Here is a 25,410-nt window from a genome sequence, read left to right as displayed (position 1 = left end):
CTGTTTTCACTGATGCACGCCCAAGCCGCTACCACTTGCCGCCCAGCGCGGATATCAGTGCCACACTGGCGCTGTACTGGCGATTTTTCACACTCCACAGGCTGTTTTCCGCACTGATGCGGCTGTTCTGCGCCGTCAATACATTCAGATAACTCACCACGCCGGCACGGTACTGGTTCTGGGTAATGCTTTCAGCCCTTTGCGCAGACTGCAGCGCGGACTGCTGGTATTGCGCCTCTTCCTGCAGCAGCGACTGCGCCGACAGATTGTCCTCCACCGCCTGGAAAGCACTCAGCACGGTCTGGCGATAGCTGGCCACGCTGGCATCGTAGCTGGCGATGGCGGCTGCGGTCTGGGCCCGGCGCAAGCCGCCGTCAAACAGGGTGAGCGCCAATTGCGGCCCCAGGCTCCAGATGCGGTTGGGCAGGCTGACCCAGTCGGCAAAGCTACTGCTCTTATAGCCACCGCTGGCGGCCAGCGTCAGCGTGGGAAAGTAGGCCGCCTTGGCGATGCCGATTTCAGCATTGGCCTGTGCCACCGCCCTTTCTGCCGCAGCGATGTCTGGGCGGCGCTCCAGCAAGGTGGAGGGCAGGCCCGGCGGCAATTGCGGCAAGTGTGGCAGGGCCTTGCTGGCCGGCAGCGCGAAGCTGGCCGGTGCCACGCCCAGTGCAGCGGCGATGGCGTGCTCGAGCTGGGCGCGGCTCAGCTGCTTGTCCACGCGGGCGGCCTGGGCGGTTTTCCAGCTGCTTTCAGCCTGGGCCACGCTGTCGTCCGACACCATGCCTACGGCAAACTGGTTGCGGGTAAGCTGCAGGTTTTGCAGCAGATTGGCCTCGCTGTCCTGCAATTGGCCAAGCTGTACATCGGCCACCACCAGTTGCAGATAGGCCGTGGCCAGCTGTGCCTGGCTGCTCAGGCGGATGGATTCGAGCTGGGCCGCACTGGCGGCTTCCTTGGCACTGCCCGCCTCCACGGCACGGCGTACCGTGCCCCACAGGTCGACTTCCCAGCTGGCCGTTGCGGCCAGATTGTATTGATTGCTGACATTGCCACCGGCGGTGCTGACGCCGTGGCTCTTGCTGGCGGTGGTGCCAAGCGAGGGCCACAGGCTGGCCTCGGCCTGATCCAGCAAGGCACGGGCCTGGCGGTAATTGGCCTCGGCCTGGGCAATGGTGGGGCTTTGCCGGTTAAGGGTATCCATCAGGCTATCGAGCTGCGGGTCCTGATACACCGCCCACCAGTTGCCACGCGGGCTGGCGTCTTGCGGGCTGGCACTCTTCCAGCGGCCGTCTTCCTTGTAGGCCGAGGGGATATCCATCTTGGGCTTGGTGTAGTCGGGGCCGATGGCACAGCCAGCCAGCACCATGGCCATCAGGCAGGCGGCCAGCGCCGGCCGCGTGGATAAAGCAGTCATGCGCGTCATTCCTTGTGTCCTGCAGCGGCCTGCGCCCGCGTAGTGTTGCGCCATTGCTGGCACCACAGGCGGAAACGGTCCAGATAAAGGTAAACCACCGGCGTGGTGTACAGGGTAAGCAGCTGGCTGAGCAGCAAGCCGCCGACGATGGAAATACCCAGCGGGGTGCGCATCTCGGCACCGTCGCCATGGCCCAGTGCCAGCGGCAGCGCGCCAAACAGCGCGGCCAGCGTGGTCATCATGATCGGCCGGAAGCGCAGCAGGCAGGCTTGCAGGATGGCATCGTGCGAGCTCAGGCCCTGTTCGCGCTCGGCGCTGAGGGCGAAGTCGATCATCATGATGGCGTTCTTCTTGACGATGCCGATCAGCAGCAGCACGCCGATCAGCGCAATGATGTTGAACTCGCCTCCAGTAGCCAGCAGGGCCAGCAAGGCCCCCACCCCCGCAGAGGGCAGCGTCGACAGGATGGTCAGCGGATGCACCACGCTTTCGTACAGCATGCCCAGCACGATATACACCGCCACCAATGCCGCCAGAATCAGCATGGGCTGGCTGTCCAGCGAATCCTGGAAGGACTTGGCCGTGCCCTGAAAGCTGCCATGTATCGATGATGGCAGGCCGATCTCGGCAGTGGCCTTGGCAATGGCAGCCGTGGCATCCGACAGCGAGCTGCCCGGCGGCAGATTGAAAGACAAGGTGGTGGCGGCAAACTGGCTCTGGTGATTGACCGACAACGAGGTATTGGTGGGCTCCCAGCGGGCAAAGGCCGACAGCGGCGTGGGGCCGCCGGATGGCGTCTGCAGATAGATGCTGCGCAGGCCTTCCGGGTTCTGCCAGAACTGCGGTGCCACTTCCAGCACCACATGGTACTGGTTGAGCGGATTGTAGATGGTGGAAACCTGACGCTGGCCAAAGGCATCGTTCAGCACGGCGTCAACCTGCGCCTGGGTCAGCCCCAGCCGGGCCATGGCATTGCGGTCAAAGGTCAGCGTGGTCTGCAGGCCTTTGACTTCCTGGTCGCTGCTGACATCCGCCAGCATGGGCAGTTTTTGCAATGCCTGCTGTACCTTGGGCGTCCAGCTGCGCAACTCATTCAGATCATCGCCCTGCAAGGTGTACTGGTACTGGGCATTGGCCGCACGACCGCCGATGCGGATATCCTGCACCGATTGCAGGAACAGCTGCGCCCCCGGCTCACGCGCCAGGCTCTTGCGCAGGCGGGCAATCACCTGATCGGCGCTTTCCGTGCGCTCGCCCTGCGGCTTGAGGCTGACGAACATATTGGCAGTATTGCGCTGGCCGCCGCCAGTGAAGCCGATCACCTTGTCCACCGCCGGATCCTTGCCCACCACGTCGATAAAGCGTTGCAGCTTCTGCTGCATGGCCTGGAAAGAGATGCTCTGGTCGGCCTTGATCATGCCAGTGAGGCGGCCAGTATCCTGCTGCGGGAAAAAGCCCTTGGGCACGATCACGTACAGATAGACATTCAGCGCGATGGTGGCCGCCAGGATCAGCATCATCAGCGGACCGTGGCGCAAGGCCCAGCCAAGGCTGCGGCAATAGCCGGCCAGCATGCGCTCGAACAGGTTTTCGCTCCAGCGGAACAGCCGGCCCGGCTTGTGTTCGCCATGGCTTTTCAGCCAGCGTGCGCACAGCATGGGCGTGGTGGTGAGCGACACCAGCAGCGACACCATGATGGCCACCGACAGGGTGACGGCAAACTCACGGAACAGGCGGCCGATGATGCCGCCCATCATCAGGATGGGAATGAACACCGCAATCAGCGAAATGCTCATCGACAGCACGGTGAAGCCCACTTCACGCGCGCCCTGCAGCGCGGCCTTGAACGGCTTCATGCCGTTTTCGATATGGCGTGAAATGTTCTCCAGCACCACGATGGTGTCGTCCACCACGAAACCGGTGGCAATGGTCAGCGCCATCAGGCTGAGGTTGTTGAGCGAGAAGCCGCACAGATACATCACGGCAAAGGTGCCTACCAGCGACACCGGCACGGTGATGGCGGGGATGGCGGTAGCACGGCCATTGCGCAGGAACAGGAAGACCACCAGGATGACCAGCGCAATGGAAATCACCAGTGAGCGCTCCACCTCGGACAGGGACGCACGAATGGTGGAGGTACGGTCCATCACCACCTGCATCTTGATGGCCGCCGGAATGGACGCCTGCAATTGCGGCAGCAAGGCCTTCACCCGCTCCACGGTTTCGATGATGTTGGCGCCCGGCTGGCGGAACAGGATGATCATTACCGCCGGCTGCTTGCCCAGGAGACCGGCATTGCGCACGTCCAGCACCGAGTCCTTCACCTCGGCCACATCCGATATCCGCACTGCCGCACCGTTCTGGTAGCTCACCACCAGCGGCAGGTAGTCGCTGGCCTTGCCGGCCTGGTCGTTGGCCTGCACCTGCCAGTGGCGCTGTTCGTCTTCCAGATAGCCCTTGGGCCGGTTGGCATTGGTGCTGGTGATGGCGGCACGCACGGTCTCCATGCCGATGCCGTAATGGTTCAACTGCAGCGGGTTCATTTCCACCCGTACCGCCGGCTGTGCGCCACCGCCGATATTCACATCGCCAATGCCCTCTACCTGGGCCAGCTTCTGGCCAAGAATGGAGTCGGCGGCATCGTACATCTGGCCACGGGTGAGCGAATCAGAAGTCAGGCCGATGATCATGATCGGCGCATCGGCCGGGTTCACCTTGCGGTAGGTCGGGCTGGACGGCATGCCGGTGGGCAGCAGCGAGCGGGCGGCATTGATGGCGGCCTGTACATCGCGCGCGGCACCGTTGATGTCGCGGTTGAGGTCAAACTGCAAGGTGATGCGGCTGGAGGCCAGCGAGCTGGACGAGGTGATTTCCGTCACTCCGGCAATACGCCCCAGCGCCCGCTCCAGTGGCGTGGCCACGGTGGAAGCCATGGTTTCCGGGCTGGCACCGGGCAGCTTGGCACTGACCGAGATGGTGGGAAAATCCACCTGCGGCAAGGGCGATACCGGCAGCAGCTTGAAGGCCAGAAAGCCCGCCAGCAAGATGGCCAGCGTCAGCAGCGTGGTGGCAATCGGCCGGCGGATGAAGGGTTCGGACGGAATCATACCCCGGCCTCATCAGCCACGGCGTCCGGTTTGCTGCGGAAGCGCTGCGCCAGCCGGTCGAAGGCCAGATAGATCACCGGCGTGGTAAACAGCGTCAGCACCTGGCTGACCAACAGCCCGCCCACCATGGTCACCCCCAGCGGCGAACGCAGCTCGGAACCCATGCCGCCACCCAGCATCAGCGGCAGCGCGCCCAGCAGTGCCGCCATGGTGGTCATCAGGATGGGACGGAAGCGCAGCAGGCAAGCCTGATAGATGGCATCGCGCGGACTCATGCCTTGCTCGCGCTCGGCCTCCAGCGCGAAGTCGATCATCATGATGGCGTTTTTCTTGACGATGCCGATCAGCAGGATGATGCCGATGATGGCAATCACCGACAGATCATCCCCGCTCACCAGCAGGGCCAGCAAGGCGCCGATACCCGCCGAGGGCAGGGTGGACAGAATGGTAATGGGGTGGATATAGCTCTCGTACAGCACGCCCAGCACAATATACATGGTGACGATGGCCGCCAGGATCAGCCACAGCGTGTTGCTGAGCGAGGCCTGAAAGGCCAGCGCCGCCCCCTGGAACTTGGTATCCAGGCTGGCCGGCATGCCCAGCTCGGCCTCAGCCTGACGGATGGCCTCCACCGCCGGCCCCAGTGCCGCCCCCTTGGCCAGGTTGAACGACACCGTGGTGGTGGGGAACTGCCCCAGGTGGTTGATGGTGAGCGCGGTGGGGCGCTCCTCGATGCTGGCCACGGTATCCAGCGGCACCGGGCCGCCACTGGCGGTGGGCACATAAATGCCCTTGAGCGACAGCGGGCCACGCTGGCTTTGCGCATCTACTTCCAGCACCACGCGGTACTGGTTGGTCTGGGTGAAGATGGTGGAAATCAGCCGCTGGCCGAAGGCATCGTACAAGGCATTGTCGATGGCGGCGGTGGTCACCCCCAGCCGGGCGGCCGCGTCACGGTTGATGTTGACGTAGGCCTGCAAGCCCTTGTCCTGCAAGTCGCTGGCCACATCAGCCAGCTCCGGCAATTGATTCAGCTTGTGCACCAGCTTGGGCACCCACAGCGACAGGTCGTCCGGGCTGGTGGCCTGCAGGGTGAACTGGTACTGGGTGCGGCTGACGCGGGTGTCGATGGACAAATCCTGCACCGGCTGCAGATACAGCGACATGCCCGGCACATCAGCCGCGTGCTGCTGCAAGCGCGCCAGCACGGTGCGGATATCATCGCGCTCGGCCTTGGGCTTGAGGTTGATCTGCAGCCGGCCGCTATTGAGCGAAGCATTATTGCCATCCACCCCGATGAACGATGACAGGCTGTCCACTGCCGGGTCTTTCAGCAAAACCTCGGCCAGTTGCTGCTGCTTCTGCGCCATGGCCGAAAAGGAAATGGTTTGCGCCGCCTCGCTGCTACCCATGATGGCCCCGGTATCCTGCAGCGGGAAAAAGCCCTTGGGCACCGCCATGTACAGCAACACGGTCAGGCCCAGCGTCCCCACAGCCACCAGCAAGGTGAGCTTTTGCCGTTCCAGCACCCAGCTGAGCATCCGACCGTAACGGGCAATGATGCGGTCGAAGAAGGCGCCGCTGGCGTGGTAGAAACGACCCTGTTTTTCCTCCGGCACATGCTTGAGCAGACGTGCGCACATCATCGGCGTCAGCGTCAGCGAAATGAAGGCAGAAATCAGGATGGACACCGCCAGCGTAATGGCAAATTCACGGAACAAGCGCCCCACCACATCGCCCATGAACAGCAGCGGAATCAGCACCGCGATCAGCGAAAAGGTGAGCGAGATGATGGTGAAGCCAATCTGCTGCGAGCCCTTCAACGCCGCCGCCAGCGGTTTTTCGCCCTCCTCGATGTAGCGGGCGACGTTTTCGATCATCACGATGGCATCGTCCACCACGAAGCCGGTGGCAATGGTCAGCGCCATCAGCGTGAGGTTGTTGATGGAGAAACCAGTGAGGTACATCACACCAAAGGTGCCGACCAGCGACAAGGGCACGGCAACGGCGGGAATGATGGTGGCCGGCACATTGCGCAGAAAGACGAAGATCACCATCACCACCAGGGCGATAGCCAGCAGCAGTTCGAACTCGACATCTTCCACCGAGGCACGGATGGTGACGGTGCGGTCGCTCAGCACTTTCACATCGACTGCACCCGGCAGGCTGCCTTGCAATTGCGGCAGCAGTGCCTTGATGCGGTCGGTGACCTGGATGACATTGGCACCCGGCTGGCGCTGCACATTGAGGATGATGGACGGCGTGTTCCCAGCCCAGGCGGCCAGCCGCATGTTTTCCGCAGCATCCACAACGTTGGCGACATCACGCAGTCGCACCGCGGCACCGTTCTGGTAGGCCACGATGACGTTTTTGTACTCCTCGGCCGATTTCAGCTGGTCGTTGCCATCCACGGTGGAGGCCTGCTGCGGGCCATCAAAACTGCCCTTGGCCTGATTGACGTTGGCATTGCCGATGGCGGTGCGGATGTCCTCCAGCGTCAGGCCACGTGCAGCCAGCGCCTTGGGATTACTCTGGATACGCACAGCAGGCCGCTGACCGCCACTGAGACTGACCAGCCCCACCCCCGGTACTTGCGATAGTTTTTGCGCCAGCCGGGTATCGACCAGGTCTTCCAGCTTGGTCAGCGGCAGCGTGTCCGAACTGACGGCGATGGTGAGGATGGGCGTATCCGCCGGATTGACCTTGCTATAGATCGGCGGATTGGGCAGATCGCTGGGTAAGAGATTGCCAGCCGCGTTGATAGCGGCCTGCACTTCTTGCTCGGCCACATCCAGTGTCAGCTCCAGACTGAACTGCAGGGTAATCACCGACGCCCCACCGGAGCTGGTGGAGGACATCTGGGCGAGGCCCGGCATCTGGCCAAACTGTCGCTCCAGCGGTGCGGTAATGGATGAGGTAATGACTTCCGGACTGGCACCGGGGTACTGGGTCACCACCTGGATGGTCGGGTAGTCCACCTCGGGCAGCGCCGACACCGGCAGCAGCTTCCAGGCCACCAGGCCAGACAGCAGGATGGCCAGCATCAGCAAGGTGGTGGCCACTGGCCGCAGGATGAAGGGACGTGAAGGATTCATACCGTACCCCGGGCTTAGTTGGCAGCGCTGGCAGATTGGTGCTTGCCGCCACTGGCATCGTGCTGACGGTGCTTGCCCTTGCCTGCCCCTTCGCCGCTACCAGCCAATTGCGCGGCACGGTCGATCACCTTGACCTGCGCACCGTCACGCAGCTTGTCCAGGCCATCCACCACCACTTTCTGCCCGGGCTTCACCCCTTCTTCGATGATGGTGTTGTCGCCAGACACGGCACCTAGCTTCACCTTGTTGATGCTGACTGTCTGGTCCGGGTTAACGGCATAGACATAGCTGCCCACTTTACCCAGCTGCAAGGCCACACTCGGCAGCAGCGTCGCCCCGCTCTGAACCCCCAGCTGCAAATGAACGTTAACAAATTGATTGGGAAACAAGGCTTCATCGGTATTGCCGAAGCGGGCCTTGAGGTTGACGGTGCCCGTGCTGGTGCTCAGTTGATTGTCGATGGCCAGCAGCTCGCCATCAGCCAGCTTGTGGCGGTTGTCGCGGTCCCAGGCCTCCACCTGCAATTTACCCTTGGCCGCGCGGGCCGCAGCCAGCACCTGACTGAGGCTGACCTCGGGAATGGCAAATATCACATTGATGGGCTGAGTCTGGGTAATCACCACCACGCCATTGGTGTCGCTGGCATGCACGATATTGCCCGGATCGACCTGCCGCAGACCGGCACGGCCGGCTACGGGGGCGGTCACCCGGCTGTAATCGAGCTGCAGACGGGCATTGGCCACAGCGCCCTGATCCAGCTTCACCGTACCCTGATACTGGCGCACCAGGGCTTGCTGGGTATCGACCTGCTGCTTGGCAATGGAATTCTGGGCCAGCAGCTGCTGGTAGCGTGCCAGATCGAGCTGAGCGTTTTGCAGCAGGGCCTGATCACGCAGCAACTGGCCTTCGGCCTGAGTCACAGCAGCCTGATAGGGACGCGGGTCCAGCTCGGCCAGCAACTGCCCTTTCTGTACCGGCTGCCCTTCTTCAAAATGCAGGGCCATCAGTTGGCCATCCACCCGGCTGTGCACGGTAACGGTATTGGGCGAGTTCACCGTGCCCAGCGCGCTAAGCTGCAGCGGCGCATCCTGCTGGCTCACCACAGCCACGGCCACCGCGACCGGGCCACCACCCTTGCGCGGCCCACCTGCACCATCGGCAGCTACCGTGCGATGGCTGTTCCACCACCACCCGCCAGCCGCCAGCACCAACAACAGCAGGGAAACATTGCGCAGGGTATGCGTGGACTTGGCAGCGGTATCGGACATGATGGATTTCCGGGATGCGCTCCCGGCATCAAGCGGGGAACGGTCAGCAGTGGCAAACAGGGCCGCAGGCCCCCTGAAACAAGCAGCGATGATAGGCAATGGACATGACACTGCCTATAGCCAACATGTTTATAGATGTTAATCGGCGTGAAGAAATGACGCTAGCCCGAGCCAGCTAGCGCTGTCAGCGGTGTGAGATGGCTCGCAGACATGCAGAAAATGAATGGCAAGTCCCTCTGCATCGCCAAAAAAAACCGCCCTGCATCGCAGGGCGGTATCGAGCTCAGTACAGGGCGAGTGGCAAAATACACCCGCCATCACGACCGACTAGAACAGCAATTCCTTGACGTTCTCCACCGCATCCTTGGCTGCTGGAGCATTCGGATCCTTGGCGGTCGCATCATCTACCGCAGCATCCGAAGCATTGCTGCCAGGCACGGTGCCACGATTGTCGATCTTCAATTCCGGATTGGTTTTCTGGAACTCTTCATAGTAGTACTCGTCGCCACCACGCTGGCCCGCACCCGGTTTCACCACAATGCCTGCCGGCACTGGCAACTCCACCTCGGGCACGCCCTTCAGTGCATTGGCCATGTAGTTCATCCATACCGGCAAGGCTGCCGTACCACCATAACCGTAACGCCCCAGGGAGCGCGGCTGGTCGTAGCCCACCCAGGTAGCAGCTACCAGGTTGGGATTGAAGCCGACAAACCAGGCATCTTTCCAGTCGCTGGTCGTACCAGTCTTGCCAGCCAGATCCATACGTCCCAGGCTCATGGCCTTGGCCGCCGTACCATAGCGCACCACATCCTTCAGCATGGAGGTCATGATGAAGGCGTTGCGCGGATCAATGGCCTGCGTGGCGTTCTGTCCCGCCACCGCCGGCTGGGTCTTGGCCAGCACATGACCGGACTGGTCTTCGATGCGATCAATAAAGAAGGCCTTGATGCGGTAGCCGCCATTGGAGAACACCGAATAACCCTCGGCCATCTGCAGGGGGGTCGCTGCACCCGCGCCAAGCGCCATGGTCAGATAGGCTGGATGCTGCTTGGGTGAGAAACCGAAGCGCTGGATGTATTGCTGGGCGTAATCCGTTCCCACCGCCATCAGCAGTCGCACCGACACCAGGTTCTTCGACTGGGTCAGCGCACGACGCATGCTGATCAGACCGGCGAACTTGCCATCGTCGTTCTTCGGCTCCCAGCTGGGCGAACCGGGCGCTCCCGGCACGGTCAGCGGTGCATCGTTGAACAGGGTGGACGGCGTAATGCCACGTTCTACCCCCGAGGAGTAGATAAAAGGCTTGAAGGTAGAGCCCGGCTGACGCCAGGCCTGGGTCACGTGATTGAAACTGCGACGGTTGAAGTCGAAGCCACCCACCAGTGACTTGATGGCACCGCTACGCGGGTCCATCGACACAAATGCGCCTTCGACATCCGGCATCTGTACGATTTCCCAGTAGCCCTTGTCATGGGCACGTACCCGGATGACGGCACCGCGACGGATCTGCTTGTCGGCGGCCAGCTTGGGGTTCAGCGCTCGACGGGCGAACTCCAGCCCGGCACCCTTGATGACGGCAACCTTGCCGCCGCGCATATAGGCTCGGACTTCGCTCGAGCTGGCCGACAAGACGATTGCCGCCTGCATGTCGCCGCTGTCGCGAATTTCAGACAGTGCATCATCCAGCGCTTCGGTCTGGTCTTCCCCCTCCGCCGAGGCCAGATCGATATAACTTTCCGGTGCGCGATAACCCTGCTTGCGATCGAAATCGAGCAGGCCGGCGCGCAGCGCGTCATAGGCCCATTGCTGGTGATGGCTGTCCAGCGTGGTGTACACCTTATAGCCCTCGGTGTAGGCCGCATCCTTATAGCGTTCGTACATGGCCTGACGCACCATCTCAGCCACATACAGGGCTGGCTGGTTGCTGTCCACCGTGGCGCTGGCCAGCTGCAGCGGCTCTTTTACCGCAGCGTCATACTGATCCTGAGTAATGAAATTCAGCTCACGCATGCGTCGCAGCACATATTGCTGGCGCAGCCGGGCACGGTCAGGATTGACGATGGGATTGTAGGCCGACGGAGCCTTGGGCAAGCCGGCCAGCATGGCCATCTCGGCCACGCTCAAGTTGGTGATGGGCTTGCCGAAATAAGCCTGCGCCGCGGCAGAAAAACCGTAAGCGCGCTGCCCAAGATAGATCTGATTGAAATACAACTCGAGAATCTGATCCTTGGACAAGGTGTGTTCTATTTTGAAAGCGAGCAAGGCTTCATTAAACTTGCGAGTGAAAGTCTTTTCACTGGACAGGAAGAAGTTCTTGGCCACTTGCATGGTGATGGTACTGGCACCGGAACGGGCATGACCGGATACCAGATTGCCGACGGCAGCCCGCATGACCCCGACGTAATCCACCCCGCTGTGCTGGTAGAATCGCTCGTCTTCGGCAGCCAGCAAAGCCTGCTTCATCAGTTGCGGGACTTCATGGATGCGGGCAAAAGAGCGGCGCTCCTCGCCAAATTCACCCAGCAACTGGCCATCTGCCGAGTAGACGCGCAGTGGAATTTTTGGACGGTAATCCGTCAGCACATCAAGACTTGGCAAACGCGGGTAGGTTATGATGATCGCAATGGCTGCCGCACCGGCTGCCAGAACGGCCCCACCAATAACTAGACCGGCCAAAATCGCAAGAAGTCGTTTGAACATAATTACAAATAGGCTTTCGGAAGAAAGCGGATTATAACGTCTTGTGGGAATAAGCAAGACAAACATTGACCGCGACGGTGCAAAAACTGTCGCACTAGACCTATTCGGGGCCTTAACTGATGCTATCCGACAAATTACGGTTCGGGACAGATTGGCTGGATCAGCTTGGATTGGGGAAGTCCAAGAGTGTTCCCTTGCTCGGTCTTGATATCAGCACTACGTCCATCAAGCTAGTCGAGCTTTCCAGATCCGGCAAGAATTATCAGATTGAGCGTTACATCATTGAGGCCCTGCCCAAGGACGCTGTTTCCGAAGGCAATCTGGTCGATATCGAAGGTATTTCCGACTCGGTGCGCAAGGCCTGGAAGCGCTTGGGCAGCCCGATCAAGAACGTCGCTATCGCCATTCCCACGTCGATGGCGATTTACAAAAAGCTGTTAGTGCCGGTCAGCCAGTCCGAAGACATGGAAGGCATGATCGAATCGGAAGCCAATCAGATCATTCCCTTCCCACTGGAAGAGGTGAATCTGGATTACCAAGTGCTCGGTCCCTCCAGCAGCAGCCTGGATGACCTGGAAGTGCTGCTGTGTGCCGCCCGCAAGGAAAAAGTGGAAGAACGGGTAGCCGTGGTCGAAATGGCCGGTCTGCGCGCCCAACTGGTCGATGTGGAGTCATTTGCCATGATGACCGCATTCGAGCAGATCCAGCAGCAATTGCCCGATCATGGCATGAATCAGACTTTCGCCCTGTTTGATATCGGCGCGACCAAAATTCATTGCAACGTCATTCGTAATGGCCAGCAAATCTACTACCGCGAACAGGTATTCGGTGGTCAGCAACTGACACGCGACATTCAGCGCCGCTATGGCATCAGCTTTGACGAGGCCGAAAACGGCAAGCGCAGCATGGCCATGCCGGACGGCTACGAATCCGAACTGATGCATCCTTTTGTCGATTCGCTGGCACAGGAAATCCAGCGGGCGCTGCAATTCTTCTACACCACGGTCAGCGTGTCGCAATATCTGCGCGTGGACTACATCCTGCTGGGTGGCGGCTGCAGCATGCTGCCAGGGCTGGATGACGCCGTGGCTTCGCGCGCCCAGATCAGCACCATGATCGCCAACCCCTTCACCTCCATGGTGCAATCCAGCTCGATCCGGCTGAAAGAACTGCTGCTGGATGCACCGGCACTGCTGATTGCCTGCGGCCTGGCCATGCGGAGGTTCGACTGATGATACGCATCAACCTCCTGCCGCACCGCGAGCAGAAAAAAGCCGCCCATCGCCTGCGCTTCCAGCTGCTGCTGGGCAGTGCAGTCGCAGTCGCCCTGCTGATCATCGGCATCAGCTATTTCGTACTGGACTCCCGCCAGTCGCGTCAGGAAGAACGCAACCAGTTCCTGCAAGCAGAAATCACCAAGCTCAATCAGCAGATCAAGGATATCGGCATGCTGAAAAAGCAACGCGACGACCTGCTGGCACGCAAGCAACTGGTGGAAAGGCTGCAGCAAGGACGTAATGACGCGGTGCATGTATTCGACCAGTTGCTGCGCCAGACTCCGGATGGCATCTATCTGAAAAGCTTCAAGCAGACCGGCAATACCTTCTCCTTCTCCGGCTATGGGCTATCCGGCGCACGGGTATCCAACTACATGCGCACCCTGGCGCAATCACAGATCTTCAGCGAACCACAGCTGATCGAAGTGAAATCTGCCGTGATCAACAACCAGCGGGTCAGCGAATTCAGCCTCACCAGTACGCTGAAACAGCCGGTGACCGCCAGCGCGCCGGCCAGCCAGGTTGCACCGCAGGGAGCCAAGCCATGACCTTAGACGAGTTTCGCAATCTCGACCCCAAGGAGATGCCCAACTGGCCATTGCCGGCACAACTCATCGTGCTCATCTTCATGGCCGGGGTCTTTCTGTTTCTGGGTTATTTCTTTGTGCTGAGCGACCAGATGGACAAGCTGAACAACGCCCATCAGCAGGAAGAACAACTCAAGCAGACCTTTATCGACAAGAAGCGCCAGGCCATCAACCTGGAAGCCCTGCAACAGCAGCTGAAAGAAATCCAGCTATCGTTTGGCGCACTGCTCAAACAGCTGCCCACCAAGGCGGACATGGACGCTCTGCTGACCGAAATCAACCAGGCTGGTATCGGACGCGGCCTGCAGTTCGAGCTGTTCCGCCCCAGTGGCGAAGTCAAAACGGCGGAAATGGCTGAGGTACCCATTGCCATCCGGCTAACCGGTACTTACTCCGACTTGGCCGCCTTCGTCAGCGATGTGGCCCAACTGTCGCGCATTGTCACCATCAGTGACATCTCCCTGACTCCGGGTCAGGGCAAGGATGCTCCACGGATGACGATGGAAGCCACTGCCAAAACCTATCGCGCGCTCGAACCGGAAGAGCGTATCGCGGCGGCCCAGCCGCCGAAGAAGTGAGAGTGAAATGACGCTGAAACCAACTCTCGCCACCCTGCTGTGCTCACTGCTGCTCAGTGCCTGTGGCTCTGGCAATACCGATGACTTGCGTGCCTGGATGCAGCAAGCCAGCCAGGGCCTGCGTGGACAAATCGACCCGCTACCACAAGCACAGGCCTACCAGCCCTTTGCCTATGGCGCCTTTGACCTGCCCGATCCATTCAACCCCATCAAGCTGCAAATGGCCAAGAAGCAGAACGCGGCCAATGCGCCGGATTTCAAACGCCCACGTGAGCTGCTGGAAAACTATGATCTGGACAAGCTGAAGATGGTTGGCCTGCTCAAACGCAATAGCATGACCTATGCACTGATCCGCACACCGGAAAGCAGCATCTACCGCGTGCAACCAGGTAATTTCATCGGCCCCAACTTTGGCCAGGTCAAGCGCATCAGCGATACCGAACTCGTGCTTTCCGAGACTGTGGAAGATCTGAACGGAGAATGGGTACAACGCGAAACCAGCATGTACCTGGATGAACAAGGGCAGAAATAATGAAAAACCATTCAATCAAACTGTTATCCGGGCTAGGTCTGTCCATCGCATTTTCCGTCGCCCACGCCGCATCCATTACTGCGATCGACGTTGCCCAGAGCGATGGCGACAGCCAGTTGCTGCAAGTCACCTTTGACGGTCCGGCCATCAAACCCAATAGCTTCGCCATTGCCAACCCGGCACGAGTTGCCTTCGACTTTGCCGATACCCAGGTCAAGCTACCGAAGAACTTCGTCGATCTGGGCAACCCCATCATCAAGTCCGCCGTCGCCGTAGAGGCCAATGGCCGTTCGCGGCTGGTACTGAACCTGGCCCACAACGTCGCCTACAGCACCACGCTGTCCGGCAACAAACTGCTGGTTCGCATCAGCAACAATATGGCTCCGATACAGCAAAGCGCCACCTCGCAGGAGCAGGCCACCGGCAACAGCACGGCAGCTAATGAAGCCAGTGCCCTGGCGGCCGTGGCCACCACCCCACTGGGGCTCGACTTCCGCCGTGGCAAGGGGGGCGAAGGCCGTGTGGAAATCACGCTTCCGGCCAACAATACGCCGGTGGATGTCCGCCGCGACGGTAAGAATCTGGTACTGGACGTCATGGGAGCCAGCCTGCCACGCACCTTGGAAAAGCGCATGGATGTCAGCGACTTTGCCACCCCGGTAGACAAGGTGATCGCCAGCAACCAGGGTCGCAACAGCCGGATACTGATCCAGCCGCAAGGCGACTGGGAGTTCTCCTCCTATCAGACCGAGCGCAAGCTCGTGGTGGAAGTGCGCAAGGCCGTGGTGGAAAGCGCCAGCAAGACCGAACTGAACAGCAAGCCGCAGTACAAGGGTGACAAGCTGTCGCTCAACTTCCAGAACATCGAAGTACGCACCGTATTACAGGTGATTGCCGAATTTACCGGCCTAAACATCGTCACCAGCGATTCGGTCACCGGCAACATCACCCTGCGCCTGAAAGATGTGCCATGGGACCAGGCATTGGATCTGATTTTGCAGACCAAGGGACTGGATCAGCGGCGTAACGGCAATATCATCAACATCGCCCCGCGCGAAGAATTGCTGACACGCGACAAACAGGTGCTGGAAGGCAAACAACAGCTAACCGCGCTGGAACCGGTACGCTCGGAAACCTTCGTGTTGCGCTATCGCTCGGCCGAGGATTTCAAGAAGATTCTGGATGGTAGCAGTACCACCAGCGGTGCCAACAATACTGCCAATAACGGACTGCTTTCCTCGCGTGGCAGTGCGCTGATTGATCCGAAAACCAACACGCTGATCATCAACGACACCCAAAGCGTCATCGACAAGATCCGCGATCTGGTGACCAAGACCGATATCCCGGTCAAGCAGGTGCTGATCGAAGCGCGCATTGTTGAAGCCAACGATAACTGGAGCAAGAGCCTGGGGGTGAAGCTAAGTGTTGCCCGAGCCGGCTCAGGCTTCAGCCTGGGTGGTACCGTTGCCGATGCCATCACCAGCCACAATATCGGTACCGGATCAACTACGGGCACCATTCCACTCAACTCCGGGGTCAATCTGGGCCTGTCCGGCACCTATAACTCGATTGGTGCAGTATTCGGAGCCGGCTCCCGTGCCGCCATCGGCCTGGAACTGGATGCCATGGAAACCGGTGACAAGGGCAAGGTACTGGCCAATCCGCGCATCATGACCGCCGACCGGGTAGAAGCCAGCATCGAACAGGGTACGGAAATTCCTTACCAGGAAGCCAGCTCTAGCGGCGCGACCTCGGTATCGTTCAAAAAGGCCAACCTCAGCCTGAAAGTGACCCCGCAGATCACCCCGGACAACCGCGTACTGATGGAAATCCAGATCAACAAGGACACGGTAAGCAGCACCCTCATTGTCAACAGTACCCCGGCTATCGATACCAAGGTCGTCAAAACACAGGTGATGGTGGAAAACGGTGGCACCGTGGTGATTGGCGGTATCTACCAGCAAACGCTGGATAACACGACCAACAAGGTTCCACTGTTGGGCGATATCCCCTTCCTTGGCGCACTGTTCCGCAGCAAGGTGGAGAAGAACAACCGCACGGAACTGCTGGTTTTCATCACCCCGCGCGTAGTGGAAGACCTGAATCTGCAAAACCGCTAAGAGCGAACCGGGACAGGCGATTTTGTCGTCTGCCCGCGCAGACAGACCCAGCCTGCATCAGCTACAATGCCTGCCATGGAGAACATGGCAGGCAATTTTTTTCTTGTCGGGCTCATGGGCGCCGGCAAGACCACCGTTGGCAGAGCCCTGGCGCGCAAGACCGGCAAAACCTTCTACGACTCGGATCATGAAATCGAGGCGCGCACCGGCGTTCGCGTTGCCACCATATTCGATATCGAAGGCGAACTACGCTTTCGCGACCGGGAAAGCTCGGTCATTGCCGATCTGGTGAGAATGGACAATATCGTTCTTGCCACCGGCGGTGGTGCCGTACTACGGCCGGAAAACCGCGCCGAACTGTCCCGTCACGGCGTGGTGATCTATTTGCGGGCATCCATCGACGACCTGCTGGCCCGCACCATGCACGACAAGAACCGCCCCCTGCTGCAAATCGCCGACCCCCGTGCCAAGCTGCAAAGCCTGCTGGAGCAGCGCGACCCACTGTATCGCGAAGTCGCCGACATTGTGGTCGATACCTCGCAGCAGAACGTCAACCTGCTGGTCAGCCGCCTGCTCGATCAGCTGCATACTATCCCAGCCAAGACCTGACCCATGATTACGCTCGACCTGACCCTGCCGGACACCCGCTACCCTATCCACATTGGCCACGGACTGCTCGATCAGGTCGAGTTGATTCTGCCCCACCTGCGTATCCCGCAGGTTGCCATCATCACGAACGATGTCGTCGCACCGCTCTATCTGCAGCGCCTGACCCAGCAGCTGGAAAAGCATGGCGTACGTACCATTCCGGTGGTGCTGCCGGACGGTGAAGAGCACAAGAACTGGCAAACGCTGAATCTGATTTTCGACGCACTACTGGCCGCCAATGCCGAACGCAAGACCACGCTGATTGCTCTGGGTGGCGGCGTGATCGGCGACATGACCGGTTTTGCCGCCGCCTGTTATCAGCGCGGCGCGCCCTTCATTCAGATCCCCACCACCTTGTTGGCACAAGTGGATTCCTCAGTTGGCGGCAAAACTGCCATCAACCACCCGCTGGGCAAGAACATGATTGGTGCCTTCTACCAACCGCAACTGGTCGTGGCGGACATGGACCTGCTCGCCACCCTGCCAGAACGTGAACTGTCCGCTGGCATCGCGGAAATCATCAAATACGGCCTACTGGGCGATATCGACTTTCTCGGCTGGCTGGAAGCCAATATGGGCAAACTGCGCGCCCGTGATCCTGCGGCCCTGCAATATGCAGTACGTCGTTCCTGCGAAATGAAAGCAGAAATTGTCGGACAGGATGAAAAGGAACAAGGCATACGTGCCCTGCTCAATCTGGGCCATACCTTCGGCCACGCCATCGAAGCCGGCCTGGGCTACGGCAAATGGCTGCATGGTGAAGCAGTCGGTGCCGGCATGGTACTGGCAGCTGCAGCATCGCAGGCCATGGGCTGGCTGGATGAGCAGGAGGTGGCTCGCGTGCAAGCGCTGATCGCCGCCGCAGGCCTGCCGATACGCAGCCCGGATTTTGGTGCAGCAGAATGGCTGCGCCACATGGGCCACGACAAAAAGGTAGAGAGCGGCGTCATCCGTTTTGTCCTGCTTCAGAAACTGGGCCAAGCCATCATCCAGCCCGGACTGCCAGTCCCCCTGCTGGAGTCCCTGTTCCGCAGCCCGCATATCGACCCGACACTGGCACGCCAGTAAGCCCCACTCGCCCCGCAAACGTTAAAACCTTTACGCCATTAAGGAGTTCTACGGATTGCGGTGATGTCCGGCTACCCGAATAATCGACTGCATAATTCAAGCAGAGAGAGAATCTCGGAGGGAAGCCCAGGTGGATGCCATTACCGCGTTGACGGCCAGTTTCGGCCTGATGAGCACTTACTACCTTGCTCGCCAGCTGTGGCGCAAGGCAACGTATAAAAAACCGCGCGCCCGCGGGATTGACCCAGTGGGCGAAGCTGAAGTTTTTCTGGCGTATGGCCGCACAAGTGATGCCGTGCGAGTCCTCAAGGATGCCATGAAGGACGAGCCACACAATCTGTCGATCAAGGTCACGCTGCTGCGCGCCTACTCCTCAGAAGGCAATGGCAAGGCTTACTGCCGTCTGGCACGTGATATCCAGGCCCAGGTCAAGGATCAGCCGGTATGGCACACCATCCAGGAGGCCGGCCGTCAGCTGGCGCCACAAGACCCCTTGTTTGCGGCCAACGCCTGAGCCCTCCCCTGCCGCTACCATGAAAACAGGCTGCCATTTGGCAGCCTGTTTTATTTCGACAGCGACTCAAACCATCAGGCGGCGCCGGCCTCCGGCTCACGGAACTGCAGGCTGTGCAGGCGGGCATACAAGCCATCCTGCGACATCAATTGCTGATGACTCCCCTGCTCCGCCACCCGGCCCTGATGCATCACGATGATGCGATCTGCACTCTCGATGGTAGACAGGCGGTGGGCGATGACGATAGTAGTACGGTTCTTCATCAGATTCTCCAGAGCCGCCTGCACCAGCCGTTCTGACTGGGTATCCAGTGCCGAAGTCGCCTCATCCAGAATCAGCAATGGCGCATTCTTCAGCAGTGCACGGGCAATCGCCAGCCGCTGGCGCTGACCGCCTGACAACCGCACCCCATTCTCGCCAATCTGCGTATCCAGCCCCTGCGGCATGGCCTCGATGAACTCCAGCGCATTGGCCGCCCGTGCCGCCTCAACAATCTGCTCACGGCTGACCTGGTGGCTGGAGCCATAAGCGATATTGGCGGCCACGCTGTCATTGAACAGCACCACATCCTGGCTCACCATGGCGATGTGATGGCGCAGGTCCGCCAGTGCGATATCGGCCAGCGCAATGCCATCCAGGGTAATCTGCCCCGACAAGGGTTCGTAGAAGCGTGGAATCAGGCTGACCAGCGTGGTTTTGCCACTGCCGGAAGAACCGACCAAGGCCACTGTCTCACCCGAATTGACAGTCAGGTTGATGTCCTGCAATACCACGCGCTCGGCATTGGGATAACGAAACGAGACATCCTCAAAACGCAGACGGCCCTGGGTAGTCGGCAAACGCTTGCTACCGTGATCCGGCTCACCCGGCTCATCCAGAAAGGCAAACACGCTCTCCGCCGCTGCCAGGCCACGCTGCATAGCCTGCGAGATACCAGTAATGCGTTTGACCGGTGCAAACAGCAACATCATCGCGGTAAGAAATGACATGAAGTCACCTGCGGTAAACGCGCCATGCTGAGCACGCAAAGCCGCGAAATACAGGATCGCCGCCAGCGCGCAAGCAATCATCAACTGCGTCACCCCGGTATTGGCCGAACTGGCTGCACTTTGTTTCACGGCATTACGGCGAATGGCCTGAGCTGCGCCATCAAAACGAGCCTCCTCGTATTGTTCACCGCCATACACCTTGATTACTTTTTGACAGTCCACGCCCTCGCCCAGAATCTGGGTCAGATCGGCCATGTGCTGCTGGTTCTCCAGTGCCAGACCGCGCAAGCGCTTGGCCACGATGCGCATGCACACCGTCACCACCGGCATCACCAGCAGGCAGATCAGCGTCAATTGCCAGTCGATGTACAACAGCCAGGCCAGCAGACTGACTGCCGTCACGCCATCCTTCACGGTGACGGTAATAACATTGAAGCCGGCCTCGGTCACCTGATTGACATCAAATGAAATGCGCGATACCAGTCGACCCGACTGATTATCGGCATAGTACTGCACCGGCAGGCGCAGCATCTTGGCAAACATCTGCTGCCGTAGCGTCTGCACCAGATGCCCGGCCAGCCAACTGGAAGTGTACTCGTTGATAAAACTGGTGAGGCCACGCACCAGGAATACGCCGATGATGGCCATCGGCACCCAGATGATGACCTGCGGGTCTTTGTTGACGAAGCCACCATCAATCAGCGGTTTCATCAGACGGGCAAACGCCGGCTCGGTCAGGGCGGCGATGGTCATCGAGACCAACGACAGGGCGAAGACCTTCCAGTACCGCGAAATATAGCGAATCAGGCGACGATAGGTTGTCCAGCTGTGATTCCAGTTGTCACTTTTACTCATGCAGAAACTTCCGTGTGCACCGGGTCGATATCCTGCCCCACCAATTGCCCATAGGCAGACAGCAGATCAGCGACCGAAAGATCGACAACATTTCTGCTGGCCGGCTGCAAAACCTTATACGGAACACCCCATGGATGCCATTTAGCCACATCGCTATCGCCAAACATGCAAACAATAGGCTTGCCCAGGCCTGCCGCCACGTGCATGGCACCACCATCACTGCAGATCAGTACATCAAGCAATGACAACCCACTCATCAACTCATCCAATTGATGGGTTGGCAAAGGTGTCAGCGGCAAACCTGCACAGCCTTCCATAATCATGGCAGCCTTTTCATCATCCCCTGGATGAAAAGGGTTATCGGCACTACCCGGTGACCAAAACAGCATGAGATGAACCGCAGTATCTTTGGCAATGGCCTGTGCCAACTCGATGAACCGCTGCGCCGGCCATTGCTGGCTAGGCTTACGGGCACTGATATGCAAGCCAACCAGTTTTTTCCCTGCAAGATCAGGCAATTTTCCACGTATTTCTTCTGCCAGACCTGCTGCAGCCACCAAAGAAAGATTTGGTGCTGGCACGATCTCGCCCGTCAGCGGCTGCATCAGAGTCATCAACATCTCTACCTCGTGCATGACTTGAGCAGGGCTGACGACAGGCAAATTGATCTGGTTGGCGAGCGGATTTCCCGGTTCACTGAAACCGAGGATATGGCAGGCACCAATCTGTTTTGCCCAGCGCAAGGGCCTGGGCATGCATCCCCCATTCGCCAGTACCGCGACATCATAGCGGGTACGACGCATTTTCAGCAGTAGAAGCAGGCGTTTCCAGTAAACCCCCAATGCACTCTCGCCGTTTTCACGATGCTTAGCCTTGGTATAAACATAAAGATGATCGACATCCGGGTGCCCCACCAGAAGCGGAGCATTATAACTATTCACCAGCAAATCTAGCCTAGCTTTTGGAAAGCGAGTCCTCAGAGCATGAATCAACGGTGTAGTACAAACCAGATCACCAATATTGTCCCGTCGGATGACCAGAATTTTTTCAGGATTCACTCGAGTCCCTTTCCAGAGAAAAAACAAGCATTACACAAAGCAAAAACACAAATTGTTCCAGCATATGATCGCGAATATTACTATCCACCAAACTGCGACCAAAAAAACCGGTGACAATAAATGCCAGGAGCAATCCTTGTGGAGAGTGATTTTTAAAGAAACTCAACAAACCCTGCTGAAAACAAACCCACAACAAGGCAATAAAAATAATCAAACCAGGAATACCATTGGCAATGGTGAAATCCAGTATTCCACTATGAGAATGTGCTGTCTCAACCAGATCAGGGTGTATTTTCTTTAACGCGACTCCGAATGCACTGCGATTGTAACCAACACCAATCGGCTCACGTGCGATCTGTAGCAGTGCTTCTTTTGCCCAAGCAATACGTTCGTAATTCGATCCACTAACTGGATTCCCATCAGCAAGCAAGGGGTACTGACGATGTATCCACTCTTGATGGCCCTGTGTATCCCAAGCGATGGGTACGGTTTCCAACAGCGACCCCCAGCGCGGATCTGCTTTATAAGCAAACCATCCCAATGTAGTGACACCTGACAACACCAGCAGAACCAGACTAGCAACGAGTATATTATTTGTCGCTTTCCGTTTAACAAACCAGAAAAGTAATGAACAAGAAACCAGCAATGCCAAAGTGCCAATCATGCCATTCCTGGTTTGCAAGGTGTAGGAGGCAAAAATACAAACCACTCCGACAAATACAAAGAAAATACCCGGCAAAGGCATGTAGCGTCGATTGAACAAAATGCGCCCCATCAACTCTGCTGCAGAAAAGGCCAGCAACAAATTGACAACATAAGTAAGAACCGTTCTGCTTTCCAGAATTCTGGTTTCTCCCAACGGAAGAGTGCCTGTTCTTACCCATTGCCACAGCATATCTACATCATGCAGCATGACTTGCGAAAAAATTGCCAGCATCAGCACTGTTAATACGGACGCGGAAGAAAGACGCAGACGGTGACCAACCGACAGTGAGGCCAACATCAATCCCATAGCACCGGCCAGCGCACTCCGTATCCATTGCCCCCATATTTCATGAAAACTGACAACTCGATTATCGGAAAATAATAATGCGCATACGACAATCCACAATGTCAACAGGACATATATCTTCAATGGCAAGACAGGAAAAAATCGACGCCATCCGCCATTTTTTAAAACAGGCCATGCCAATGGAACGCAGATAAAAAAATTGATCGCCAACAGGCTATTACGTAATCCGGTGAGATTGGGCATTGACCACACGAACATCAGTGAGGCTGCCACCATTACAAGGATAATTTCCAGATACAGCGGAACGCGCCGTACTGTACCCACTGATTCAAATATCTTGGTCATTACAATTATTCTCTTCAGGCAGTAACTGAACTAGCGCTTGCAGCACCATCGATGGCTGCACTACCGCCATGCATTGCGGCTTGCGACACTGTCCTTCCTTGGTTCCCACCGTGCGATAACAACGCATCGCCCATTCGGTCTGGCGGTAATGCATGTCGCGCTGGATACGGCAGGGGAACCAGATTGGCCCCACGCCCAGACAGGGGGTGGAGCTGAAAAAACGGCTGGCACCGAACAGGGTTTCGCTGCCCGGACCAAACAACATCACTTGCGGCACAGCGGCAATCTTCGCCAGATGCGCAACGCCGGTATCCGGACAAACCGCTGCGCGTGCGCCATGCAGCAGTGCGCGTAATTGCAGCAGATTGAGACTGCCCGCCATCGTCGCGTCGTCCGGCGCGGGCTGGATCTCATCCACCAACTGCTCTTCTCCGGGGCCGCACGACCAGACCACCGTTAACCCTCTGGCGCGCACATATGCAGCCAGCTCTCGCCAGTTGCCCGCAGGCCAGTAGCGGGTGGGCGAACTTGCGCCAACATGTAGCACGACATAAGGTTGGCCGAAAAACGGCAGGCTGACTTCCTCCAGCGGCCAATCGACAAGACTGAACGGTTTGGGATCTGGTCCCGCCACCAGCCGGGCTGCGGTATCGGTCCAGGATTCGGGGGTGGTACTGTAGGGGATGGCTTCGTCTACCAGCCAGTTCTTATAGGCAGGAGCTTCATCGGCAAAACCGATAATCCAGCGCGCGCCGATGGCCCGAGCCAGGAAGGACAAGCGGTTCTCGCCACTGAGAAAGGCCAGATCGAAGCGTGGCATGGTAAATAGCTTACGGACCGAGGCGAAGTCCCGTGGATGCCAACCGACTGCAGTAATACCGTAAGGACGGCTTTGATAGAGCCCGACCTGCCCCTGCGGGCAGGCCAGGATGATCTCGGCGGCGGGATAACGCTCTCGCAATTTGGCCAGCAGGCTGGTGGCCATCAAGGCATCACCCAGCAGGAATTGATGCAGCACCAAAATACGCTGTACAGCCTCCTCGACTGGACGCCGCCGCAACCACTGCCAGGGTAAACGGCACAGCAGTGCGGCAAAAATCAGCAAGCGTCCGGGTAGTCGTCGCTGCTTTTTCATGCGGACTCCTCCATGACGCCTTCAACGGCAGCAATTACCTGCTCCAGGCTGATTTGCTGCAAGCACTCACTCTTCCAACCGCCACCGCAGCCAGCATTGCCACACGGACGGCAGGACATGCTGGCAGCCACCACCCGGTGCGGTACCTGCCATGGCCCCCACTCAATGTCACCCGATGGGCCAAACAGCGCGACACAGGGCGTTTTCATCGCGGAGGCAATATGCATGGGCACCGAATCCACACCGATATACAAGCGGGCATTGTCGATGGCCGCAGCCAGCTCCTTCAGGGTGAGCTGCCCCGCCAGGCTGGCGGCAGGGGTAGTCAGACGCGACTGGATATCACCCAGCATGGCCATTTCGTCCGGGCTGGGTGCGGCAGTCAGCAGCACCTTGAGTCCGCGTTGCTGCAGGGTATTGATCAGCGCAGCCATGTTTTGCACCGTCCAGCTTTTAAACAGCCAGCGCGAGGTGGGGTGGACCAGAATGTATTGTCCGGCTGACAAGCCGAGCTGCTCCAGCTTGGCCGCCAGGGTCGCCTCTGCATTGTGGCCAGCCACCAGCGTCAGCTCACGCTGATCGGGTGATGGATAGACACCGATGCGGCGCAGAGCGTCCAGATGGATTTCGATGGTATGACGGCGGTTGCCGGGCACCTGCAGATAACGGTGGGTAAAGCTTTTACGGAACAACTTGCCGTAAGGACCATCGGGCCCCACCGACCAGCGTGGAGCCAGCAAACGGACCAGCCAGGCGCCGCGCTTGTGCTCGGTCAGGGTAATCACCAAATCATAGTGACGCTGGCGCAAGACAGACAGCAAGCCCAGCTCAGCCTTGAGTTGACCGAATACACCGAGCTTTTTCCAGTTGCGATCAATGGTGTGCAACTGGCTGATGGCCGGGTGCAAGCTGAGCATTTCCTGCGTGTCACGGTAAACCAGCGCATCGATTTCCAGATGCGGAGCCTGCTGTTTGAGCGCGGCAAAAACCGGAGAAGTCAGCAGGACATCCCCATGATGGCGCAGTTTGATGACCAAGACGCGCCGTACCTGGTTCAGATCGATGGAGTCGTTTAGCATTTCACTCATGCAGTAAGAAAATCATTCGC

The 25,410-nt window shown here is 58.8% G+C and carries 18 protein-coding genes; 8 read left to right on the top strand and 10 right to left on the bottom strand.

Annotated elements, in window-relative coordinates; genetic code table 11:
* Positions 1-28: 28 nt before the first annotated feature.
* The 5 genes from H2Z84_RS06620 to H2Z84_RS06600 all read right to left on the bottom strand — a co-directional run bounded on the left by H2Z84_RS06620 (position 29) and on the right by H2Z84_RS06600 (position 11,467).
* Positions 29-1,414 (bottom strand): efflux transporter outer membrane subunit, encoded by a 1,386-nt coding sequence (locus tag H2Z84_RS06620; RefSeq protein WP_181835274.1) that lies wholly within the window; start codon positions 1,412-1,414, stop codon positions 29-31.
* Positions 1,415-1,419: 5 nt separating this feature from the next.
* Positions 1,420-4,521: a multidrug efflux RND transporter permease subunit gene (locus tag H2Z84_RS06615; RefSeq protein WP_181835273.1), complete on the bottom strand. Its 3,102-nt coding sequence runs from the start codon at positions 4,519-4,521 to the stop codon at positions 1,420-1,422.
* On the bottom strand, positions 4,518-7,616 hold the full coding sequence (locus H2Z84_RS06610) for an MdtB/MuxB family multidrug efflux RND transporter permease subunit (RefSeq protein ID WP_181835272.1): 3,099 nt from the start codon (positions 7,614-7,616) through the stop codon (positions 4,518-4,520). Before H2Z84_RS06610 ends, H2Z84_RS06615 begins: the two co-directional genes overlap by 4 nt.
* Positions 7,617-7,630: 14 nt before the next feature.
* The gene (locus tag H2Z84_RS06605) at positions 7,631-8,884 is read right to left on the bottom strand and encodes an MdtA/MuxA family multidrug efflux RND transporter periplasmic adaptor subunit (RefSeq protein WP_181835271.1); all 1,254 of its coding nucleotides are present in this window, start codon (positions 8,882-8,884) and stop codon (positions 7,631-7,633) included.
* Positions 8,885-9,211: 327 nt separating this feature from the next.
* Positions 9,212-11,467, bottom strand: coding sequence for a penicillin-binding protein 1A (locus H2Z84_RS06600; RefSeq protein ID WP_309545450.1), 2,256 nt, complete (start codon positions 11,465-11,467; stop codon positions 9,212-9,214).
* A 311-nt stretch (positions 11,468-11,778) separates the two neighbouring features.
* Between H2Z84_RS06600 and H2Z84_RS06595 the strand changes: the two genes are divergently transcribed.
* The 8 genes from H2Z84_RS06595 (at position 11,779) to H2Z84_RS06565 (ending at position 18,908) form a co-directional block, all read left to right on the top strand.
* Positions 11,779-12,816 carry a pilus assembly protein PilM gene (locus H2Z84_RS06595; protein WP_258869318.1) on the top strand — a complete coding sequence of 346 codons (1,038 nt, stop codon included), beginning with the start codon at positions 11,779-11,781 and terminating at the stop codon, positions 12,814-12,816.
* Positions 12,816-13,409, top strand: a complete 594-nt coding sequence (locus tag H2Z84_RS06590; protein ID WP_181835268.1) for a PilN domain-containing protein — start codon at positions 12,816-12,818, stop codon at positions 13,407-13,409. The genes H2Z84_RS06595 and H2Z84_RS06590 overlap by 1 nt, the downstream gene beginning before the upstream one ends.
* The gene (locus H2Z84_RS06585; protein ID WP_181835267.1) at positions 13,406-14,026 is read left to right on the top strand and encodes a type IV pilus inner membrane component PilO; all 621 of its coding nucleotides are present in this window, start codon (positions 13,406-13,408) and stop codon (positions 14,024-14,026) included. Before H2Z84_RS06590 ends, H2Z84_RS06585 begins: the two co-directional genes overlap by 4 nt.
* A 7-nt stretch (positions 14,027-14,033) precedes the next feature.
* Entirely contained in the window at positions 14,034-14,558 is a 525-nt protein-coding gene (locus H2Z84_RS06580; protein WP_181835266.1) for a pilus assembly protein PilP, read from the top strand.
* Positions 14,558-16,678, top strand: a complete 2,121-nt coding sequence (locus H2Z84_RS06575; protein ID WP_181835265.1) for a type IV pilus secretin PilQ — start codon at positions 14,558-14,560, stop codon at positions 16,676-16,678. Before H2Z84_RS06580 ends, H2Z84_RS06575 begins: the two co-directional genes overlap by 1 nt.
* Before the next feature lie 66 nt (positions 16,679-16,744).
* Positions 16,745-17,287: a shikimate kinase AroK gene (aroK, locus tag H2Z84_RS21270; protein ID WP_103523515.1), complete on the top strand. Its 543-nt coding sequence runs from the start codon at positions 16,745-16,747 to the stop codon at positions 17,285-17,287.
* A 3-nt stretch (positions 17,288-17,290) separates the two neighbouring features.
* Complete coding sequence (gene aroB, locus H2Z84_RS06570) at positions 17,291-18,394, top strand: 3-dehydroquinate synthase (protein ID WP_258869317.1); 1,104 nt, start codon at positions 17,291-17,293, stop codon at positions 18,392-18,394.
* A 130-nt stretch (positions 18,395-18,524) separates the two neighbouring features.
* Positions 18,525-18,908, top strand: coding sequence for a type IV pilus assembly protein FimV (locus H2Z84_RS06565; RefSeq protein WP_309545449.1), 384 nt, complete (start codon positions 18,525-18,527; stop codon positions 18,906-18,908).
* Between the two features lie 74 nt (positions 18,909-18,982).
* Here the strand turns inward: H2Z84_RS06565 and msbA are convergent, their stop codons facing one another.
* Genes msbA through rfaQ form a run of 5 tightly spaced genes read right to left on the bottom strand, consistent with a single transcriptional unit; the run spans position 18,983 to position 25,390 of the window.
* Positions 18,983-20,752, bottom strand: coding sequence for a lipid A export permease/ATP-binding protein MsbA (msbA, locus tag H2Z84_RS06560; protein WP_181835264.1), 1,770 nt, complete (start codon positions 20,750-20,752; stop codon positions 18,983-18,985).
* A complete protein-coding gene (locus H2Z84_RS06555) occupies positions 20,749-21,810 on the bottom strand; it encodes a glycosyltransferase family 9 protein (RefSeq protein ID WP_181835263.1) in 1,062 nt (353 codons plus the stop codon). The genes msbA and H2Z84_RS06555 overlap by 4 nt, the downstream gene beginning before the upstream one ends.
* Positions 21,800-23,167 carry an O-antigen ligase family protein gene (locus H2Z84_RS06550; RefSeq protein WP_181835262.1) on the bottom strand — a complete coding sequence of 456 codons (1,368 nt, stop codon included), beginning with the start codon at positions 23,165-23,167 and terminating at the stop codon, positions 21,800-21,802. The genes H2Z84_RS06555 and H2Z84_RS06550 overlap by 11 nt, the downstream gene beginning before the upstream one ends.
* Positions 23,151-24,302, bottom strand: coding sequence for a glycosyltransferase family 9 protein (locus H2Z84_RS06545; RefSeq protein WP_181835261.1), 1,152 nt, complete (start codon positions 24,300-24,302; stop codon positions 23,151-23,153). Before H2Z84_RS06545 ends, H2Z84_RS06550 begins: the two co-directional genes overlap by 17 nt.
* Positions 24,299-25,390, bottom strand: a complete 1,092-nt coding sequence (rfaQ, locus tag H2Z84_RS06540; RefSeq protein WP_258869316.1) for a putative lipopolysaccharide heptosyltransferase III — start codon at positions 25,388-25,390, stop codon at positions 24,299-24,301. Before rfaQ ends, H2Z84_RS06545 begins: the two co-directional genes overlap by 4 nt.
* Between the last annotated feature and the right edge of the window lie 20 nt (positions 25,391-25,410).

Source organism: Aquitalea aquatica, from assembly GCF_013911085.1.
GTDB classification, from domain to species: domain Bacteria; phylum Pseudomonadota; class Gammaproteobacteria; order Burkholderiales; family Chromobacteriaceae; genus Aquitalea; species Aquitalea aquatica.
The sequence above is the reverse complement of the archived record's forward strand: the minus strand, read 5'-3'. Positions and strand labels throughout refer to the sequence as shown.

What these genes read in the sequence shown, in the direction of transcription:
- H2Z84_RS06580 (WP_181835266.1), top strand. Translation starts at nt 14,034, where the DNA reads ATGACGCTGAAACCAACTCTCGCCACCCTGCTGTGCTCACTGCTGCTC.
- H2Z84_RS06590 (WP_181835268.1), top strand. Translation starts at nt 12,816, where the DNA reads ATGATACGCATCAACCTCCTGCCGCACCGCGAGCAGAAAAAAGCCGCC.
- aroK (WP_103523515.1), top strand. Translation starts at nt 16,745, where the DNA reads ATGCCTGCCATGGAGAACATGGCAGGCAATTTTTTTCTTGTCGGGCTC.
- H2Z84_RS06585 (WP_181835267.1), top strand. Translation starts at nt 13,406, where the DNA reads ATGACCTTAGACGAGTTTCGCAATCTCGACCCCAAGGAGATGCCCAAC.
- H2Z84_RS06605 (WP_181835271.1), bottom strand. Translation starts at nt 8,884, where the DNA reads ATGTCCGATACCGCTGCCAAGTCCACGCATACCCTGCGCAATGTTTCC.
- H2Z84_RS06550 (WP_181835262.1), bottom strand. Translation starts at nt 23,167, where the DNA reads ATGACCAAGATATTTGAATCAGTGGGTACAGTACGGCGCGTTCCGCTG.
- H2Z84_RS06610 (WP_181835272.1), bottom strand. Translation starts at nt 7,616, where the DNA reads ATGAATCCTTCACGTCCCTTCATCCTGCGGCCAGTGGCCACCACCTTG.
- msbA (WP_181835264.1), bottom strand. Translation starts at nt 20,752, where the DNA reads ATGAGTAAAAGTGACAACTGGAATCACAGCTGGACAACCTATCGTCGC.
- H2Z84_RS06575 (WP_181835265.1), top strand. Translation starts at nt 14,558, where the DNA reads ATGAAAAACCATTCAATCAAACTGTTATCCGGGCTAGGTCTGTCCATC.
- H2Z84_RS06615 (WP_181835273.1), bottom strand. Translation starts at nt 4,521, where the DNA reads ATGATTCCGTCCGAACCCTTCATCCGCCGGCCGATTGCCACCACGCTG.
- rfaQ (WP_258869316.1), bottom strand. Translation starts at nt 25,390, where the DNA reads ATGAGTGAAATGCTAAACGACTCCATCGATCTGAACCAGGTACGGCGC.
- H2Z84_RS06620 (WP_181835274.1), bottom strand. Translation starts at nt 1,414, where the DNA reads ATGACTGCTTTATCCACGCGGCCGGCGCTGGCCGCCTGCCTGATGGCC.
- aroB (WP_258869317.1), top strand. Translation starts at nt 17,291, where the DNA reads ATGATTACGCTCGACCTGACCCTGCCGGACACCCGCTACCCTATCCAC.
- H2Z84_RS06545 (WP_181835261.1), bottom strand. Translation starts at nt 24,302, where the DNA reads ATGAAAAAGCAGCGACGACTACCCGGACGCTTGCTGATTTTTGCCGCA.